Genomic DNA, 17,373 nt, shown 5'->3' on the forward strand with positions numbered 1-17,373 from the left:
GCAGGTTAGTCCAAAAAGAAAATGATAAAATGACAGCGAATCATTCTAATAAAGGTGTTGTTATTAATGCTATATGACCCTATCTAAACAAAAGAGGTGGTTTTTTGTTATTAGTTCCTATTATAATCACGATACTTTTCATAATAGTTCAAGCGGAAATAAGTAAAAGGGGATTTATTAAGAGTAGTTTTATAATAGCCCTTCTTTATTCGTTTATAATAATAGCTTTTTTTCAAACATCCAACATATTAGTAATGATGTTATTAGTCTGTATAAGTTTATGGTTAATGTTTTTTGGGGCACTTGCAATGGGTTAATAAACATCACCAGGAGAGTATATCGGGTTGTGGAAATTTTCATCTCCATTACCGAACATACATAAGAAGAGGTTTAGTTGAGACTGTGAATTTTTTCGTGTACAACTTTGGGGCAGATTAGTTGAAAAAGGAATATCGTCAATGTAATCATTCTTCCTTTTCAACATAGAGAAGGTAAGCTTCTGATAAGAAAATAATGTCACTAATTATTTGTTCTTTTATTTGGAAATTATCACATTTGTAATAATCATCTACCAACCGATAAATTTCATGAACTATCAATTCCATGGGTACCGAACTCCTTCATATAGTTCTAAGATCTTTAATGACACTGTAAAATAATAAAGGCATATAATACTTGAATAAAGATATAGAGATTTGCAGTAACAATTATTCAATTAAGATAAAAAATAGATTTAAAGTAACAGGGGGGAACTGGGAGTAGAGGTTAAATTCTTCTCAGTTTCCCCTTCTATAGTTTATTCAAAATATTAATAGTGTAATAAGCACCTAAAAAAAAAAACCAAGATCAGACTTTCCCAACTGATCTTGGTACTGGTTTTACCAGTATAGACAAACTACAAGAAATGATACTATTAAGGGGTTATTCAACCAAAGATTGTCAATGGGAAAGTAACCTAGGGTTGTCTTATATAATATTCAACAAATAGATATGTTGTTAATGTTAACACCCCATATAAGTCTACATTTCGAACATTATTTACATTAAAAAAGAAGGTGCTTGCTCAACTAATGGGCAGTTTAGTGGGTTTTTATGTCCCATTTGACAAAAAACTATAAAAGAACAAGTAATGGAAAAAAATGAAGGTCATGATGGAATTTCTGCTAGAGACAAGCGAGTTATTAAAGATGGATGACGTCAAGTTATTGAAATTGCTTCCAATTTAAAATTAAGAGTTTAAAATTAAATGTATAAACCACTAACCCCTTGTGTTCTTTCATACATGCTGTACATGCCGGCTTTGCTGTAAAGGTTTGTTATAGGATAATTGTGATGGAATTGATGGGTAAAATATTTAGGCAGAAAAAACTACAATAAAAAAGGAAGGTTAAACGATGAATTTACAAATGGTTATGCAGGAACTTGAGGCCCTCGGCAAAGAGCGGACCAAAAAAATCTACCAATCAAATGGTGCAATCGAGCCTCTTTTTGGTGTTGCTACAGGTGCTATGAAGCCAATCGCTAAGAAAATAAAAGTAAATCAACCTTTAGCTGAACAGCTATACTCTACAGGGAACTACGACGCAATGTACTTTGCAGGTATAATCGCAGACCCAAAGGCAATGACTGAGACGGATTTTGAGCGTTGGATCGATGGAGCGTATTTTTATATGCTATCCGATTATGTAGTTGCAGTAACATTAGCAGAAGCAGATATTGCACAAGACGTTGCTGATAAATGGATTACAAGTGGGGAAGAATTGAAAATGTCTGCGGGATGGAGTTGCTACTGTTGGCTTTTGGGTAATCGAATGGACGTTGAATTTTCGGAAAGCAAGATTGCCAATATGCTTGAAATTGTGGAAAAAACGATTCATGATTCTCCAGAACGAACTAAATCCGCTATGAATAATTTCATATACACAGTGGGGATTTCATATTTGCCGCTCCATGAAAAGGCGGTAGAGACTGCAAAAGCAGTAGGTCCAGTAGAAGTAAAGCGGGACAAGAAAAAAAGCAGTTTCCTACTAGCTTCCGAAAATATTCAAAAGGAAGTTGATAAAGGTAGGATTGGTTTCAAACGAAAATATGTAAGATGTTAAACAATAGCCTTATTTCGAGAACAATCTTTTAACATCTGAGGGTTGATTGTTAAAGGTATAAAAAGAATGCGATATTTTTTTCATCCTACCTAAAAACTGCAAGCATTAAAAACTAAGCATTATATTTTTATTAAGAATGACATCAATAAAGGTATTTTTTCATACTATATATTTGAGGTGAAAAAATGCCAAGAGTAAATTACAAAAGTTCAGACGTGGACTTAATGGCAAGGATGATGAGAGCAGAAGCCGAAGGTGAAGGAAAACAAGGAATGTTATATGTTGGAAATGTAATTGTTAATCGTGCTAAAGCAGATTGTTCAGACTTTAAAGATGTAAGAACAATTGAAGATGTCATCTTTCAAATTCAAGGAGGAAATTATTCTTTTGAAGCTGTTCAAAAAGGTAATTTATTTTATCAAAGAGCGAGATCTGCTGAAAAAAGATTAGCAAAACAGGCTTTGGATTATTGGAGAGATCACCCAGGGAAATATGCACTTTGGTATTTTAATCCATATGCTCCATGTCCTCCAACATGGTACGATCAACCCCTTTCAGGTCAATATAAAAATCATTGTTATTATGAACCAGCACCTGGAACATGTGAAAGTGTTTATATTGGTGGTTAGGTTCTAGGAGCTATTATTAATTCTGGAGTGTTATTGCGATTTTTCCTATTTAGTTGTACTTTAGTTCGATGTAGATCCAGTAGGTAATGTAATAGTTGTCGATTTAAAAAATTTCAAAGTGTTATTTTGAAGTATCTCACGAAATAAAAAGGGAACTCCTGATGTTAGCAGGTGTTCCCTTTTTTATATATCGAATATAGATCATATAGTAGATAAATCTATAAAAATACAGGACTTCAAGGTGTGAAGTATACCAATGTAATGCAATAATAGTATGCAAAAGCAAATGCCATACATAATTTTCCCCATAAATTTGCCCAAATCCACTTATTGAGCCTTTTCACTTTCAGCTATTGTATTTTAACCAGAGAGTAGTGATGCTCCTTTTCCTCTTGACCCGATTTTCCTTATAGATTTAGCTAACGTAGCATGTAGTTAAAAATTTAGAGGGTCATAAATCCTGTTTTTTGAAAACTGGATAGGAATATACACATGGCATAAGATGGACTTTTTAACTGTATACAAAATATTCTAAAAATTGTAAAGGAAATACCGCTCTTCTAATCGAATTAGTTATTATTAATATGGATGTAGAGGAGGGTATTCGTTTTCTAGCATTTTTAATGAGTTAAAAGGTTTATCGAAAAAGTCTGCTGATTTTAGATAAATTTTGAAGGGGAGATATAAAAAATGACAAATTATACGCCCAAGAAAAAATATTATATTCCAACCAATATCGAGGACAAACTTTCAAAGGATTTCCTGCAGGGGATAACACGTAATTTTGAAATGTTAGATGAAATAGAAGGTGGAACGGCTAAGACTATAAAGGCGGACACAACTGGACAGACTAGAATACAGGATTTTATACAGGCAGCTTTTAATCATGCAAATGATGGTGATACATTAATTTTGCCACCAGGACGTTACTGGCTAGAGAAGAATACAAAGCTAGATGATTTTCCGAACAATGACCAGCCTTGTTTGCTCCTGAGAGGGAAGAAGCGAGTTCATTTGATAGGTTATGGAGCTGTTTTGTTCACTCGAACTCATGCTCAGGGAATATTAGAGCTTCAGCTTTGTGAGGATTGTATTATTGAAGGTATCAAATTTGAGGGGTATGGTGAGTTCCCAGAAATAGATCCCGTAACTGGTTATGGGGAAAAAGGTACCACTGCAGGGGGTTATCCAACATCTGGATTTTGGAATTACCGAAAAAACAATAGTTTCGATACGAGTGGGCGTGCTAGAAATGATGGTAAGCCATTTGGGATATTTGGGGGAGGATTTATAGGAAATGTAGGAAGCGGAGTTTTAGTGCATCGCGCCTGTAAAAATATTATCTTCAGAGCTTGTGAGAGCAGCGGATTTAATTACTCAGGATTTGCAGTAGGGCATTTAGGGGACTATTTACCAACCGATTTACAATACGAAGATAATGCGGACATTACTTTTATAGAATGTAATGCTCATGATAATTACTCTAGCAATTATGTATTTTCGGCAGTAGAAAGACCACGGGTAATTAATAGCATAAGCGATCGAGCTGGGCATCCAAATGCCTCCAAATATCATACTTATGTAGACCCTGGCTACGGGATCAATTCACTGGGGACTTTATTTCCAAAAGCCAATGACCTTTTAATTACCGGGTGCACGCTTAGAGGTAACAAACGTAAAGCTATAGATGGCCACGCAGGGGGTGGTTTAATAGCAACAGATAATTTTATATCTGACTCCATGGTTGGAGGGGTCTTTTATAAATGGACAAATGTAGAGCAATATACAAAAGATTGTATTGTAGCTAACAATAAAATCCTTAATTGTGGATATGCTAAAAATCCGTTGGGAGCAATATACATTGGAGGAGTTCAAAGGCAAACCAAGGTCAATCAAGAGACGAATGCAATAGTGACTAATAATCATGTTAAAAATTGCTTTGGTACAGACGGTGTTATTTTTATCGGTTCATTTGATCGATTGATTGTCGACGGGAATATTATTCACGGCGTTCCAGATGAGCTGGACATTGCTAACACGATTTTTGTGCCATATGTGATTTATGCTGGATATTCCATTCCTACTCAACCGAACTTTAGTGGAAATGTGTCCAATAATGTAATAGAGGTAGACCATCCAAGAATAGCAGGAGGAATATTAGTCCGTAATTTACAGGATGGATCGGTTCAAGGCAACACGATAAAAACCCCTAACCCTTTAACTCTATACGGGTTGAGATTATGGAATTGTATGGATGTTGGAGCTGTTGGAAATACGATTAAAATGGGGAGCGAAGGAGTACCACTCCATGCAGAAACAACTGGGGCAGTAGCACATAACACATTAGTAGGTGGTAATGCAGCATTCCAGCCTCTTCAGGGTCAACCTATTGTATTCAGCCTTGTAGCAAATAACGGAAATGGAAGCATTCAATTTAAGAGTGGGCAATCCTATGTTTCTTTAGTTGAAAGTAATCCAAAAGGGTTAGAGGTCAAGCTTCAAAATGTCTCTCCTGGTATTCATCCAATGGTAAAAATCACTCAAACAGGAGAAAATGGACTTATAGCAGATGGTCATACAATAGATTATTTATACAGTCATCAAGTAGCGCATGCAAGTGTCATTATAGGTATAAAGCCAACAAAGGAATTCGATCATGTTCCCTTTGCGAATATGACTCACGGTGGTTTGGAAATAGAAATTATTATTTAAACAATTGGCAGCTTTAGCTTGTTTAAAAACCTTTGAAACAATTGGTCTTTAACAAGCGAAAAGCTGCCTATTCTATTTACTGTTGAGATTATCACGAAGTTGCATTTGGGGTTTAATGTGGTCTTATATATTTAACTTACTGATAAAACTTTTTCAGGAGTGAGACTTTCGAGACTAATTATTGAACTCAATAATTTCAAATTATTAGGTTAGCAGAAGAAATAATTCTCATTTTCATATAATAATAGTGTGCAAAATGATTGATTAAACAATAATTTTCACTGAGAATTAAGTTAGAAAAAGTTAAAATTAAAATGCCCAACCACACAATAGTGGAAGGGCTTTGATTTTTACACATTATTGAAACAGAACATAAATGAATAATCGTCACTTAAGTTTAGGGTCCTAAATTGATTCCCTCCTATGGCGTACTTTTTTCTCACCGCAATTTCTCCCTAGCATTACCATGATTCGCACGATCGTTTATCCGTTCCATGGAAAATTGAGTACCCCAAAACCCTTATATAACAAGTATTCTTAGACCTCCTTTTTACTTGATCCGGCTTCAAATATAAGGGAAACATGGGTATGACGTAATTCATGAATAGTCTGTGAAGGTTGCTTAATAATAAAGTTGTTTTAACCTTGAAGTAGGTTCTCCTATTAGATTAGCATGTCTTAATGAAAAGCTTGATAAAGTTATTAAGATTGAACAGCGTGCTCGTATGTGATACTGAGATGTATAAATATTGAGAAAAAAGGCAATAAATAAAAAGTATTAACCAAAAAAAGTAATGGAGATTTCGCTCCATTACTTTTGGTGTACGCCCGGCATGTATGTAATCTAGAGGGTGAGAGTCCTGAGCTGAGAAGGCAGAAGTAATCTTAGGGGTAGACAATTCTTAAAATTCTTTCTGTTAACTCAAGATACTTACTATTTGTTAAGTTTTTTTTACAGTATAAAAAACCTCGTTTACTAAGTGAAATGATAATGTAGCCATTAGGAAAATCATTATCATATACAATGAGCTCCACGTTAGATAGTGAGGCCCCTTGGGTTTGTTTGAAACGTTGCCAATCAGCACCGCGGTTAACGTCATCACCTTGAAGCAAAGCGTTATTTAAATTAGGTAGATTTAGCTTGCTGAACCACCCGGAATTAATTAGGATACCGGAATTACTTTGAATGATTTGCTCCACAGCAAGGATTAAGTCAATTTCAACTGGGCTACACTTTACACTAGTTTGAATGTTTAGCCTTTTAAATGCGGCGCGAGCAAAATTTCCTTTTGAGTTACCAATAGTAACTGCAAAGTCAAATCCTGCTTTTTTATAAACGGAGATATTAAATGTCCTTAAGATCTCGCGAAATTCTCTATTCCAAACCTTTCCCTCAATTGCATACTTCTGGCTATGCTTTATTACATATTTTTGAAAGGATTCAACATCATTTACTTCTGCAGGATAAATCCTTGTTTCTGCTACTGCTTCTCCTCCTTCAATTAAAACAGATTCCTGGCCAACTGCGGTAGACTCAAATGTATCTGGAAATTCTGTAATTTCACTAATGGTTATGACTTTACCCAAAATTTCTTCCTCCAACCTTAACTAATTAGTATATTTCTTAGAGCATCCATAGCGTTAGAAAATTCGCCCTTGTTTCTTGAGGTTATTGATAAACCTGAAGTACTATTAATACTTATGGTTGTATTAGGGCTTGAAGTTATCTCAACGCTTGAATATCTTATTTTATATTTCCGGGGATTGATAAGGATTCCTTTGTCACTTAAGTTATATTCAGTATTCTCGTTTGATATAGTTAGATTGATTTTATCAAGAATTGCATTCTCGATAGACAGTTGTTCAAGGAAATTGTTCACAAAGAACTTAATATTCTTTTCCATTCTGTGAAAAACGTTCCCACCGTTAACTTCAATTTTCCAAAAATTATTTGAAGGTGTACTTTCGTCAGTTTGTTCTAAGATTTGAGATGGCACTGTCTTCTTAATGATAATATTAGCAGCCATACCTCTATGGTAGATACTATGAGTGAAATCTGTATTTTGATTGATATCCTTAGTGTTATGTTTAAATAAATTGCTATTAGATAGAGAAGTGGTCAAAGCTCTTTTAATGTCATCGATGTTTGTTTCTGCAGGCAAGATGATAATCGCTTCTGACCTATAATCAATTTGTGAATAATTGAGCCTTAGCAAAATCCAACCAATCCCTCTCTTTATTAAAGGGATTTTTATTGCAAGCATTGTAACAAGAGCAATTACTAATCCAAAAAATGTAAGGCCATCAGTACCAAATAATGATATCCATGTAAAATCGTCGTTTACAAAAATATATGCGTATATTGAGCCCCCAAGAAAAATCATCGAAATAATATAGAGGATTTTCTCGATAAATTTTGGATACATTCTGTGCCTCCTCCGAAAAACATTGTATATATATATTATACTCGAAAATAAGTATTAAAAACTATTATTTACTAAATATTTGTAGAAAAATGGTGAAATTTATTAAAGGAAAAAATCACCAATCACAGTGCGGGTGTTAAATAGTAAACAAATTATAAAGGAATATGGGCATAATGTGATAATGAACATGCCTTTTAATATTATTAACCAATTATTATTTATGATTTTTATTTTAAATTTCAACCCATATTGCAATCCACCTTTCATCCATAGTAAAAAGCACCACCTCTAAAGAGATGATGCTTTTATGGAAGAACCTCTTGTTTTTTAAGGGTTCTTGGGAGTTTGGCACCCAATGATCCCGACTGGGTTCGAACCAGCGACCTCCACCCTGTCAAGGTGGCGCTCTCCCAACTGAGCTACAAGATCGTTTTCCTATTTCTTCATTATTATATAAGTTAAATCGGAAGGATACAATTTTTATTTGGAATTGATCCAAAAGACACGAAAACTATAATTTTTTCTAAAAACAACACTTTTTAAGATAGTTGGATGTCTAATAGATAGTATCCAATATTCTAGGAGGAAACCTTGAAAAAATTATTAGTAATCTTCATACCATTTATATTATTAGTTGGTGGTAACGACGGTTACAAAAGAGCCAACTTATAGATCTAGAAAAACTAGAAAGTGATCTTACTACAGTGAATAAGTCGGAAGATATAGAGAATACATTAGAGGAAGACACAGATACTGCGAAAGAGATTGAACTTTCAATGGAAAAAACCTACGACTCTAGTCTTATATGCAAACACAGCTTACGTCCATTGGAATGAACCTTTAATACTTTATACTAGAATGTAATGAGGAATTGTTTAGAAAGGGAAGGGCATATGGTCGATTATATAACGGAAGTAGAAAGGGAACTTGATTTTTGGAAGCGCAAAATGACCAAACGATCTAGTCGTATCAGTCGTGTATCGAAGGCTGCTCAGACAAAGATAAACGGTCTTATTCCAGAAAAGTTTCATCAAGTAATGACTGATAGCATCAAAAATATGGTGAAAGCAACACTCGTAGGATCAAATATTACAACGAAAAAAAGATCAACATTGGACATTGGTCTTTTTGAAAAAGATGAACTACTTAGAGAGAAGCTTTCCACTTATCGAAAAACAGCAGTTGTGGAAGGGGCTGGTACTGGAGCAGGAGGTATACTTCTTGGTCTCGCTGACTTTCCATTGCTTTTATCCATTAAAATGAAGTTTTTGTTTGAGGCTGCTTCTATTTACGGATATGACACAAAGGATTATGAAGAACGCCTCTTTATCCTGCATATTTTCCTGTTGGCTTTTTCAAGTGAGGAAAAGCGAAAAGAGACTTTATTTATCATTGAAAACTGGGAACAACAAAAGCATGTGATTGCCGATATGGTTTGGCGTGATTTCCAACAGGAGTATCGGGACTATATAGATTTAGTGAAGATGTTTCAATTAGTTCCTGGTATTGGAGCAGTGGTTGGGGCATTTGCCAATTATAATTTACTTGACCAACTGGGAGAGACTGCAATGAATTCCTATAGGTTACGCATATTACAATCGAATGAAAGCAAGTAACACAAGAAGACTACCTTCCTAATGAAAATCGGAGGTAGTCTTTATGTTTTTTAAACTGTTGGTAGTAATACATGATGTGCTTGTTTTATATGCTCAGTAAGCAACTCAACTTTTTGGAAGACTTCTACACTGTTTTTTTGTTGTTGCTCAAGTGCCGCCTTCACATTGGTCTCCAATTGAACATGAGATTGTGCAAATAAGTCTAAAATAGCTTGATTAGGCAATCCAGAAATTTCTTTTATGGAACTGTTTATTTCTTCGATTTGGTTGACCCATGCAGATAATAATCGTTCAATTTGTTCATTATTGATTGACTTGATCGTATTTTGTAATACAGCTTTCCACTCTTCTTCAAATTTATTTTTATCTTCTTCTATTTTACTGAATGTCTCTCGAGTAGAATTTAGGATGTCTCTTTGAATATGAAGATGCTGTAATGATTTTTCTGCAATTTCCGTTTGAAAAGATTGAAATACTTTAAAGCTGTTCAACCATCCATCCAGTATTAAATCTAATCCGTTCGATTTTTGATTCTTCGATTCTACATTACTCATTCCATTTTCCTCCTTTTAATTTAACCGAATTACGTTATATGAGATGCACCAAAGCGCATTGGTACCATTATTTACTTTTCTGTATCTGTTTTTTTCGTGTTCTGCTGAAAGGGAAAAAAAGGTTGGTACAAATTAAAAAATTGATTGATCATATTTTGGTAGTTTGCAAGTGAACTTGCCCAAACCTCTAAGTATTGTTCACCTGCATCTGTAATCGTATAAATCCGTTTTGCTGGACCCTCTGATTCTGTATCCCACTCAGATGTTACCTTCCCATCCTTTTCTAGTTGTCGTAAAATCCGATAAAGATTTCCCTGATCCACTGCGTTGAAACCGAATTGCGTAATCTTTTGCATTAGCTCATAACCGTGGGAATTAAAATCTCGAAGATGTAAAAGCATGATTGGTACAAGGAAGTTTTTCGGAGTACCTAAATTAGTGTTTTTTTCATTATTATTGGACTCCTTGTTTGTTTCCAGCTGTTTTCACCACCAATCGAAAGAATGTTCATACATGTAATGTACACATAGGAGTAAAAAAATGTTCCAAAGCTAGGGCAATAAGGCGTATCCCATACATGTAATTTACACATAGGCAATAAAAAATATGACTTTAAAAATAAGAAAAAAAGATTATTTTTTTCATGCATTTGTTTGGGCATATGTTCATAGAGTAATAAAGTCGTTCAGAGAACTTCTTTTATGACTAAATTAATTGTAGGGAGATGAGATTTTTGACAAAAACATTGCCATTTGATCCATTCATCATGTGGAAAAACTTTTATGAACAAACGGAAGCGAACTGGTCAGGTGCAATTCAAGAAATGTTAAAAAAAGAATCTTTCTCCGAAGGGATGGGAGAGACATTAAACCAATACCTTCAAGCTCAAAAGCTGATGAATGAGAAAACGGAAACCTTTTTAAAAAGTGTCAATTTGCCAACCCGTAGTGAAATTGCAGATGTTGCATCACTTGTCATTAACGTAGAAAGCAAACTGGACGCACTTGATGAAATGGATGAGGAGATTAATCAATTAAAAATAGCGGTTTCTAGCTTAGATAAAAAAATCGATAAGCTTCTTATTGCTCTTGAAGTTACTGAAAAATAATGGAATAAAAAATATAAAGAGGATTGGAATGATAGTCTATGACAATGAGTCAGGCTGAATTAACTATATTAAACCCGATTAATAAACCGCTAGCAGGTAAGGTGGCGGTAGTAACAGGTGGCTCTCGTGGGATCGGGGCTGCAATCGCAAAAGAACTAGCAAAAAATGGTGCATATGTTGTCATTAATTATCAATTAAGAATGGACCGTGCAGAGGCGGTTGTGAAGGAAATTGAAGAGCAAGGCGGAGTTTCCTGTGCGATCCAGTCTGACGTATCAAAGCCGAACGACGTAAAGAATCTTATAGAAGAAGTGATTAATCGTTATGGTAAAATCGATATTCTTATTAATAATGCTGGAATTACAAGAGACCGAACGTTCCGGAAACTGTCCAATGAGGAATGGAGCGAGGTAATTGATGTTAACTTAAACAGTGTATTTTATACAACTTCCGAAGTGATCAACCACATGTTGGAACAGAATTATGGTCGAATTATTAATATAAGCTCAATTATCGGACAGGCGGGAGGATTCGGACAAACAAACTATGCAGCTTCTAAAGCTGGCATTATAGGTTTAACAAAATCCCTTGCTTTAGAAACAGCTAAAAACGGAATAACTGTCAATTCTGTGTGCCCAGGTTTCATAGAGACTGAAATGGTGGAAGAAATGCCTGAAAGTGTTAGAGAGAATATCGTTTCCAAAATACCTATGAAGCGTTTAGGACAAACGGATGAAATTGCCGAGGCTGTATTATTCCTTATTCACGCAAATTATATTACAGGTCAATCGATTAACGTAAATGGCGGCTTATATATGTAACCTGTAATTTCATATATAACGGGGGATCTCCAAAAGGAGTTCCCCTAAAAATAATAGGGGGTAAACCATCGTGTATTCCAACATAAATCAATTAGATAGCTGGTTAAATTCATTACCAGACGATGTGAAAAATAGTTATCGAAGATATAAAAGAGTAGTGGATGTTATTACAAAAGAACCAGATCCACAAGTTGGTCAAACTCCCAAAGAGGTCATCTGGACTAAGAACAAAGCTAAATTGTATCGCTATCAACCGCAAAGTAAGAAAACGAACCGTGTACCAATTCTGATGATCTATGCATTGATCAATAAGCCATATATTTTAGATTTGTCTCCTGGTAACAGCTTAATTGAATATCTAACTAATCAAGGCCACGACGTTTATTTACTTGACTGGGGAGCACCTGGTTATGAGGATAGGCATATGAAGCTAGATCATTATATTTTAGATTATATTCCGAAAGCCGTTAAAAAAGTTCTCAAAACGTCTAATGCTAGTGAAATCAGTTTGTTAGGTTATTGTATGGGCGGAACGATGACTACAATATTTGCGGCACTACACCCAGAATTACCTATTCGAAACATAGTATTATTGACGAGTCCTATTGATTTTTCTGATGCAGGATTATATACAAATTGGTTGGATGAACGTTATTTTAATGTGGATAAGTTAGTAGACACACTTGGTTTAATTCCTCCTGATATGATTGATTTTGGAAACAAATTATTGAACCCGATTGGCAATTATTACGGACCATATATTAGTCTTGTCGATCGTGGGGAAAATGAAAAGTTCGTTACAAATTGGAAGCTAATGCAAAAGTGGCTTGCGGATGGAATCCCTTTTGCTGGTGAAGCTTATAGACAATGGATTGGTGAATTATATCAACAAAATAAGTTAATAAACGACGATCTTTATATAAGAGGGCAGAATGTAGAATTAGGAAATATTACAGCAAACCTTTTAAATATTGCTGGGAAGAAGGATGTCATTGTTAATCCAAGGCAAGTCGAACCGCTCAATGATAAAGTCTCAAGTAAAAATAAGACATATCACTTAGTGAATACTGGCCATGTTTCTGTAGTCACGGGAAGTAAAGCGATTAATGAAATTCATCCTATGATTGGTAACTGGTTAGCCGAAAACTCAAACTAATTAAAGTGTCAGTGCCAAATCATCAAATTCATTTTTGACATGGCAACTGGCACTTTTTTGAATAGGAACAATGGCGAGTGTAATTCATTTTGTTTTTGTAAAGGATAAGAGAGTACACAATTGAATTGCTTTTTAGAAGATGCGCAGTAAAGGAATAATCGAGCGCTCAGCTATCTCGTTTACAGCATCGACGAAGAACTAGTGAACAGACTTGTTGGATATGCAGATACACTGTTATTTGTTCATGATGGAGAAAATTTCTATCATGCAGAATACATTAACAATGAGTAAAGCGGTAATCGAAAGGGTAGGACGATTATCGAAGTCTTAAATAATGTAAGGAGCTGAAAGAAATAGAAGAGAGAATAGATAATATTGAAGTTGGGGAAATTCTTACAGTGATGGATGAAAATAATCGAGAGCAAGAGATCGAGGTGCTGGATCTAATGACTGTCGATAATACAGAATACGCTGCTGTCCGAATTGCGGAAGATAACCAAGAGGATTCCGAAGAAGACTTAAAAGTATACCTTTTGAGAATTGAAGAGGATGAATTGTGTGTTATCGATAATGACGAGGAATTTGAAAAAGTATCTACTGCCTTTATTGAAGCAAGAGAAGGTTTAGAATAAACGGTACTAATGGGTTTGAACTCTGTTCGTCATAAACAGAATGACAGTTTTTAAAAAGGTATTTCAATGGGGATCAATTGAGATTTTTATATTGGTCCCCGACCTAATGAGGACAAGCTCAAGAAGAACATGTAAATCCTGCTATCTTTCGCATCTCTTATGGTCAAGACGGCACGGAAGAGCTAATAGAAGATTAAAAACAGGCGCTAGTATAAAATTTATTCATGAGAAAACTAAATAGATTTTCTTTTTGCTAATAATTCGTTTTTAACGGATAATTAGTTGTAATCGAAAGATTAATTTGAAAAAAATAGTTGAAGGAGGTTTTTAGAATGGAAGAAAATCAAGGGAAAATTGAAGTAGGTAATATCTTTACGGTGCTAGATGAAAATGATCAGGAGCAAGATATGGAAGTGCTAGGTCTGTTGACTGTTGAGGAAGTTGAATACGCTGCAGTCGGCTTTGTAGAAGATATTCAAGCAGAAACGGAAGATGACATTGATGTTTTCTTTTTCCGTATAGAAGACGAGGGAGAATTGACTTTTATTGAGGTTGACGAGGAATTCGAAAAAGTATCTGCTGCATTTGCTGAAGCTAGCAATAAATAAAAAATCAAAACCAAGAGGAAGAGCAAAATTAGCTCTTCTTTTTTGAATTCAATTTTTTTTTTGAAAGCGGCAACCCGTTTCCGAGAAGAACATCCAATCTTTCGAGTAGTAGAAAAAATCACTAGGCTGCCTGCCCCTGCCAATATAACCTTAGAGGAGAATTTTTTCTCCTCTGTTTTATTTTTATGTATCTAAATAGAGATTATTAATGTACCATCATACTTATAATTTCAAGAAATGTTGGGAGTGTCCAAAGATGAGTGGAATAGCAAAGCTTCCCCAACCTCCTTATTATGCAGCGATTTTTACATCGCAGCGTACAAATGTTGATAAGGGCTATGGAAGAATGGCAGAAAAAATGGAAGAATTGGCATCACAGCAGAAAGGCTTTTTAGGAATAGAGAGTGCTCGTGATCATGAATTGGGAATAACCATTTCCTACTGGGACTCTTTAGAAGCAATAAAAAGCTGGAAAGACAATTCTGCGCATAAAGTGGCGCAAGAAAAAGGTAAATCTGAATGGTATAAAAACTTCTCAGTAAGGATTTCTAAAGTAGAAAAAGCATACACTTTTGAAGTTGACGAGGATAATAATTAGATTAAAATCAATAATTATAGAAGGGCATTATTTCAATAGAAGTAATGCTTTTTATTATGAATAAATAATTCAAAAGATTATTTTGGGGACCAAAAGGATTTTCTGTTGCAACTATAGAAATTAGTATAAGACCAAGGCGGTATTCAGCGCTTTAATATGGAAGGGTCGGATGGAATTCATTATTCCAACAACATTACCACTGCAAAAATCTACGAAAAAGATGGAGGGATTAAAATGTCAGAGAATAAATCAACAAACGACTTAACGACGTTCACGGAAGGAAAAGTTCTTGTCATGGAGAGAATTTTTAACGCACCGCGTTCTCTTGTGTTTGAAGCATTTTCAGATTCAGAACGATTGGAGAGCTGGTGGGGACCAAAGGGATGGAAGACAATAAATCGCCAATTTGAGTTTAAGCCAGAAGGAGTATGGCATTATTGCATGACATGCGAAGATGAAAATCAAGGAGACTTTTATGGACAAGAATCTTGGGGGATGGCTATCTATCATGAGATAGTTGCTCCTGAAAAAATTGTTTACACAGACATGTTTGCAGATGATAAAGGAAATGCGATTGCTGGCATGCCTGAACTACTAGTTACAATGATTTTTACTGAAGATGGAGATAAGACAAAACTCATTACTCGGTCTGAATTCGCTACCTTAGAAAATCTTCAGCAAGTACTAGACATGGGGGTAGTCCAAGGAACCTCTTCGCAATACGAACGACTTGATGACCTTCTAAAAAATATTTAATAAAGAGATCTTTTAGGAAGGTTTTAATAAAATAAAAAGAAGGGTCATACTAGAGGTTAAGTATGACCCTTTCTTGATGCTTAAACTAAAATTTTTATCTTTCAGAGATATTGATTATTTTGAACTTTGGTTTTCAGAAACAATCTGATTTAGTATAGCCAAACCAACTATTTCAGCCACATCTTGTAACTTACTTTTGCTTATTTTATCTATTGTATCCTGTGGTGTATGATACCACTCCTCTGTTGGATGATGGATAAAGAGTGCTGCAGGAATACCAGCTTCAGCAAATGACACATGATCACTTCGTTCTCCTTGGTTAAATGGAGTTGGTTCTCCATTTAACTTTTCACTAGCCTCCTGGGAAAGGTCTGTAACAAGATTAGGTTTACCGTCTATCGTTTGAAGAATTAAATTACCTGCATTTTTACTTCCTACCATATCTAGGTTAAAATTTGCAACGATTCGATTTTTTTCATCTTCCGACAAACTTTCTACGTAGTGAGAAGAACCTAGTAAACCTAACTCTTCAGCACCAAACGTGACAAAACGAATCTCTGTATCGGAAGAAATATTTCTTAATACACGAGCGAGTTCCAATGTCATCGCAGTACCAGAAGCATCATCATTTGCACCAGGAGCTCCTGCAACGGAATCGTGATGTGCACCGATCACAATGATATTATTCGTTGAGTTGTTTAATTTCACTGGTTTTTTTATAGCGATGACATTATGAGAAGTATTTTGATTGAAACTTGCTCCTTTTATGTTAAGTTGCCCGATAGACCCAGGATTTTTTTTCAGATGACTTATTAAGTCGTCCCCTTCTTCTTTTGTTAAAAAAACAGCTGGAACGCTTGTCTTAGTTGTGTCCCCTAAACTTGCATTAATCGTATCTGACTCTTGGTTGTAAATGATGACACCTATTGCACCTTTGGCAGTGGCGTTTGATATTTTGTCAGCAAAGGTAATTTCTCCACGTTGGATGAGTGCAATTTTTCCTTTTAAGTCTAGTTTATTTATATCTTCCATTTTTCCAAGTCCAGCTGCCACAATTTCACCTGATATATCACCATTCACTGAATATTCAAATGCAATAGGCTGTAAACGTTGGGAGTAACCCTTTATAGATAAAGTTAGAGTCTGGGGTGGTGTATAGCTATTAAAATGGAAAGATTGAACTTCAGATTCGTAACCATATGATTCAAACTGTTTTTTTATATATGCAACTGCCTTATTCTCTTGAGCAGTACCAGCAACACGAGGAGTTTTTGATAAAACCTTAATATTGTTGTAAATATTATCAGCATCGATACCCCATAAAACTTGTGTCTCAAGTGCATTCATTTTTTCGAATTCAGTGGAAGCAAAGTGTGGACTAAACGCTACAATTGGGACTACTGTAGCAATACCAAGGATAATTGTCAGAATGATTTTATTGATAGATATTCGCATTTTACGCCTCCTATATCGTTATTGATTTAGGATGAGCAAAAATGAGCTATTTACTTGTTTCATTTCATATAATTTATTAAAAGAAGTGTTACAAGAAATTCAAAGGGCAAATTATTTAGGTTTCTCAATCCACTGTGCTAGACTGAAAACAATAAAAACATGAAAAGAGGGTAATATGTTTAAAAAAATATTAAAGCAAA

The 17,373-nt window shown here is 35.0% G+C and carries 17 protein-coding genes and 1 tRNA gene; 11 read left to right on the forward strand and 7 right to left on the reverse strand.

Going from position 1 to position 17,373, the window contains the following annotated elements; translation table 11 throughout:
• Positions 1–464 precede the first annotated feature (464 nt).
• Positions 465–605 carry a hypothetical protein gene (locus P2Q73_RS03765; protein ID WP_172794352.1) on the reverse strand — a complete coding sequence of 47 codons (141 nt, stop codon included), beginning with the start codon at positions 603–605 and terminating at the stop codon, positions 465–467.
• 789 nt (positions 606–1,394) lie between these two features.
• On the opposite strand from P2Q73_RS03765, the gene P2Q73_RS03770 reads away from it, so the two are divergent.
• The 3 genes from P2Q73_RS03770 to P2Q73_RS03780 all read left to right on the forward strand — a co-directional run bounded on the left by P2Q73_RS03770 (position 1,395) and on the right by P2Q73_RS03780 (position 5,443).
• On the forward strand, positions 1,395–2,102 hold the full coding sequence (locus tag P2Q73_RS03770; RefSeq protein WP_056830527.1) for a DNA alkylation repair protein: 708 nt from the start codon (positions 1,395–1,397) through the stop codon (positions 2,100–2,102).
• 185 nt (positions 2,103–2,287) lie between these two features.
• Complete coding sequence (locus P2Q73_RS03775; protein ID WP_275784065.1) at positions 2,288–2,731, forward strand: cell wall hydrolase; 444 nt, start codon at positions 2,288–2,290, stop codon at positions 2,729–2,731.
• Between the two features lie 690 nt (positions 2,732–3,421).
• On the forward strand, positions 3,422–5,443 hold the full coding sequence (locus P2Q73_RS03780; RefSeq protein ID WP_275784067.1) for a right-handed parallel beta-helix repeat-containing protein: 2,022 nt from the start codon (positions 3,422–3,424) through the stop codon (positions 5,441–5,443).
• Between the two features lie 885 nt (positions 5,444–6,328).
• On the opposite strand, the gene P2Q73_RS03785 is transcribed toward P2Q73_RS03780, so the two are convergent.
• From P2Q73_RS03785 to P2Q73_RS03795, 3 genes are all read right to left on the reverse strand, one after another.
• Complete coding sequence (locus P2Q73_RS03785) at positions 6,329–7,030, reverse strand: hypothetical protein (RefSeq protein WP_275784069.1); 702 nt, start codon at positions 7,028–7,030, stop codon at positions 6,329–6,331.
• A 17-nt stretch (positions 7,031–7,047) separates the two neighbouring features.
• A complete protein-coding gene (locus P2Q73_RS03790) occupies positions 7,048–7,869 on the reverse strand; it encodes a hypothetical protein (protein WP_275784071.1) in 822 nt (273 codons plus the stop codon).
• Positions 7,870–8,225: 356 nt separating this feature from the next.
• Positions 8,226–8,298: transfer RNA gene (locus P2Q73_RS03795), tRNA-Val, on the reverse strand.
• A 464-nt stretch (positions 8,299–8,762) separates the two neighbouring features.
• Between P2Q73_RS03795 and P2Q73_RS03800 the strand changes: the two genes are divergently transcribed.
• A complete protein-coding gene (locus P2Q73_RS03800) occupies positions 8,763–9,485 on the forward strand; it encodes an EcsC family protein (protein ID WP_275784073.1) in 723 nt (240 codons plus the stop codon).
• A 50-nt stretch (positions 9,486–9,535) separates the two neighbouring features.
• Here the strand turns inward: P2Q73_RS03800 and P2Q73_RS03805 are convergent, their stop codons facing one another.
• Together P2Q73_RS03805 and phaQ are read right to left on the reverse strand one after the other, a co-directional pair.
• The gene (locus tag P2Q73_RS03805) at positions 9,536–10,039 is read right to left on the reverse strand and encodes a hypothetical protein (RefSeq protein WP_056830544.1); all 504 of its coding nucleotides are present in this window, start codon (positions 10,037–10,039) and stop codon (positions 9,536–9,538) included.
• Positions 10,040–10,110: 71 nt separating this feature from the next.
• Positions 10,111–10,518: a poly-beta-hydroxybutyrate-responsive repressor gene (gene phaQ / locus P2Q73_RS03810; protein WP_275784243.1), complete on the reverse strand. Its 408-nt coding sequence runs from the start codon at positions 10,516–10,518 to the stop codon at positions 10,111–10,113.
• 254 nt (positions 10,519–10,772) lie between these two features.
• On the opposite strand from phaQ, the gene P2Q73_RS03815 reads away from it, so the two are divergent.
• The 7 genes from P2Q73_RS03815 to P2Q73_RS03845 all read left to right on the forward strand — a co-directional run bounded on the left by P2Q73_RS03815 (position 10,773) and on the right by P2Q73_RS03845 (position 15,718).
• Positions 10,773–11,147, forward strand: a complete 375-nt coding sequence (locus P2Q73_RS03815) for a DUF4349 domain-containing protein (protein ID WP_053591822.1) — start codon at positions 10,773–10,775, stop codon at positions 11,145–11,147.
• A gap of 44 nt (positions 11,148–11,191) precedes the next feature.
• Entirely contained in the window at positions 11,192–11,968 is a 777-nt protein-coding gene (gene fabG / locus P2Q73_RS03820; protein WP_056830681.1) for a 3-oxoacyl-[acyl-carrier-protein] reductase, read from the forward strand.
• Between the two features lie 82 nt (positions 11,969–12,050).
• Positions 12,051–13,124, forward strand: a complete 1,074-nt coding sequence (gene phaC / locus P2Q73_RS03825; protein ID WP_481747134.1) for a class III poly(R)-hydroxyalkanoic acid synthase subunit PhaC — start codon at positions 12,051–12,053, stop codon at positions 13,122–13,124.
• A gap of 365 nt (positions 13,125–13,489) precedes the next feature.
• Positions 13,490–13,756: a DUF1292 domain-containing protein gene (locus P2Q73_RS03830; protein ID WP_275784247.1), complete on the forward strand. Its 267-nt coding sequence runs from the start codon at positions 13,490–13,492 to the stop codon at positions 13,754–13,756.
• A 332-nt stretch (positions 13,757–14,088) separates the two neighbouring features.
• The gene (locus P2Q73_RS03835; protein ID WP_275784078.1) at positions 14,089–14,364 is read left to right on the forward strand and encodes a DUF1292 domain-containing protein; all 276 of its coding nucleotides are present in this window, start codon (positions 14,089–14,091) and stop codon (positions 14,362–14,364) included.
• 256 nt (positions 14,365–14,620) lie between these two features.
• The gene (locus tag P2Q73_RS03840; RefSeq protein WP_275784080.1) at positions 14,621–14,962 is read left to right on the forward strand and encodes an antibiotic biosynthesis monooxygenase family protein; all 342 of its coding nucleotides are present in this window, start codon (positions 14,621–14,623) and stop codon (positions 14,960–14,962) included.
• Positions 14,963–15,196: 234 nt separating this feature from the next.
• Complete coding sequence (locus P2Q73_RS03845) at positions 15,197–15,718, forward strand: SRPBCC family protein (RefSeq protein WP_275784083.1); 522 nt, start codon at positions 15,197–15,199, stop codon at positions 15,716–15,718.
• A 114-nt stretch (positions 15,719–15,832) separates the two neighbouring features.
• Here P2Q73_RS03845 and P2Q73_RS03850 read toward each other — a convergent pair whose 3' ends face one another.
• On the reverse strand, positions 15,833–17,173 hold the full coding sequence (locus P2Q73_RS03850; RefSeq protein ID WP_275784085.1) for a M28 family peptidase: 1,341 nt from the start codon (positions 17,171–17,173) through the stop codon (positions 15,833–15,835).
• Positions 17,174–17,373: the final 200 nt, after the last annotated feature.

Source organism: Bacillus sp. Cr_A10 (genome assembly GCF_029222665.1).
In the GTDB taxonomy this organism is placed as follows: Bacteria; Bacillota; Bacilli; order Bacillales_A; family Planococcaceae; genus Psychrobacillus.

Bases quoted from the DNA above. Each gene is read 5' to 3' on its own strand.
- P2Q73_RS03765 (WP_172794352.1), bottom strand. From the start codon at position 605: ATGGAATTGATAGTTCATGAAATTTATCGGTTGGTAGATGATTATTAC.
- P2Q73_RS03770 (WP_056830527.1), top strand. From the start codon at position 1,395: ATGAATTTACAAATGGTTATGCAGGAACTTGAGGCCCTCGGCAAAGAG.
- P2Q73_RS03775 (WP_275784065.1), top strand. From the start codon at position 2,288: ATGCCAAGAGTAAATTACAAAAGTTCAGACGTGGACTTAATGGCAAGG.
- P2Q73_RS03780 (WP_275784067.1), top strand. From the start codon at position 3,422: ATGACAAATTATACGCCCAAGAAAAAATATTATATTCCAACCAATATC.
- P2Q73_RS03790 (WP_275784071.1), bottom strand. From the start codon at position 7,869: ATGTATCCAAAATTTATCGAGAAAATCCTCTATATTATTTCGATGATT.
- P2Q73_RS03800 (WP_275784073.1), top strand. From the start codon at position 8,763: ATGGTCGATTATATAACGGAAGTAGAAAGGGAACTTGATTTTTGGAAG.
- P2Q73_RS03805 (WP_056830544.1), bottom strand. From the start codon at position 10,039: ATGAGTAATGTAGAATCGAAGAATCAAAAATCGAACGGATTAGATTTA.
- fabG (WP_056830681.1), top strand. From the start codon at position 11,192: ATGAGTCAGGCTGAATTAACTATATTAAACCCGATTAATAAACCGCTA.
- P2Q73_RS03835 (WP_275784078.1), top strand. From the start codon at position 14,089: ATGGAAGAAAATCAAGGGAAAATTGAAGTAGGTAATATCTTTACGGTG.
- P2Q73_RS03840 (WP_275784080.1), top strand. From the start codon at position 14,621: ATGAGTGGAATAGCAAAGCTTCCCCAACCTCCTTATTATGCAGCGATT.
- P2Q73_RS03845 (WP_275784083.1), top strand. From the start codon at position 15,197: ATGTCAGAGAATAAATCAACAAACGACTTAACGACGTTCACGGAAGGA.
- P2Q73_RS03850 (WP_275784085.1), bottom strand. From the start codon at position 17,173: ATGCGAATATCTATCAATAAAATCATTCTGACAATTATCCTTGGTATT.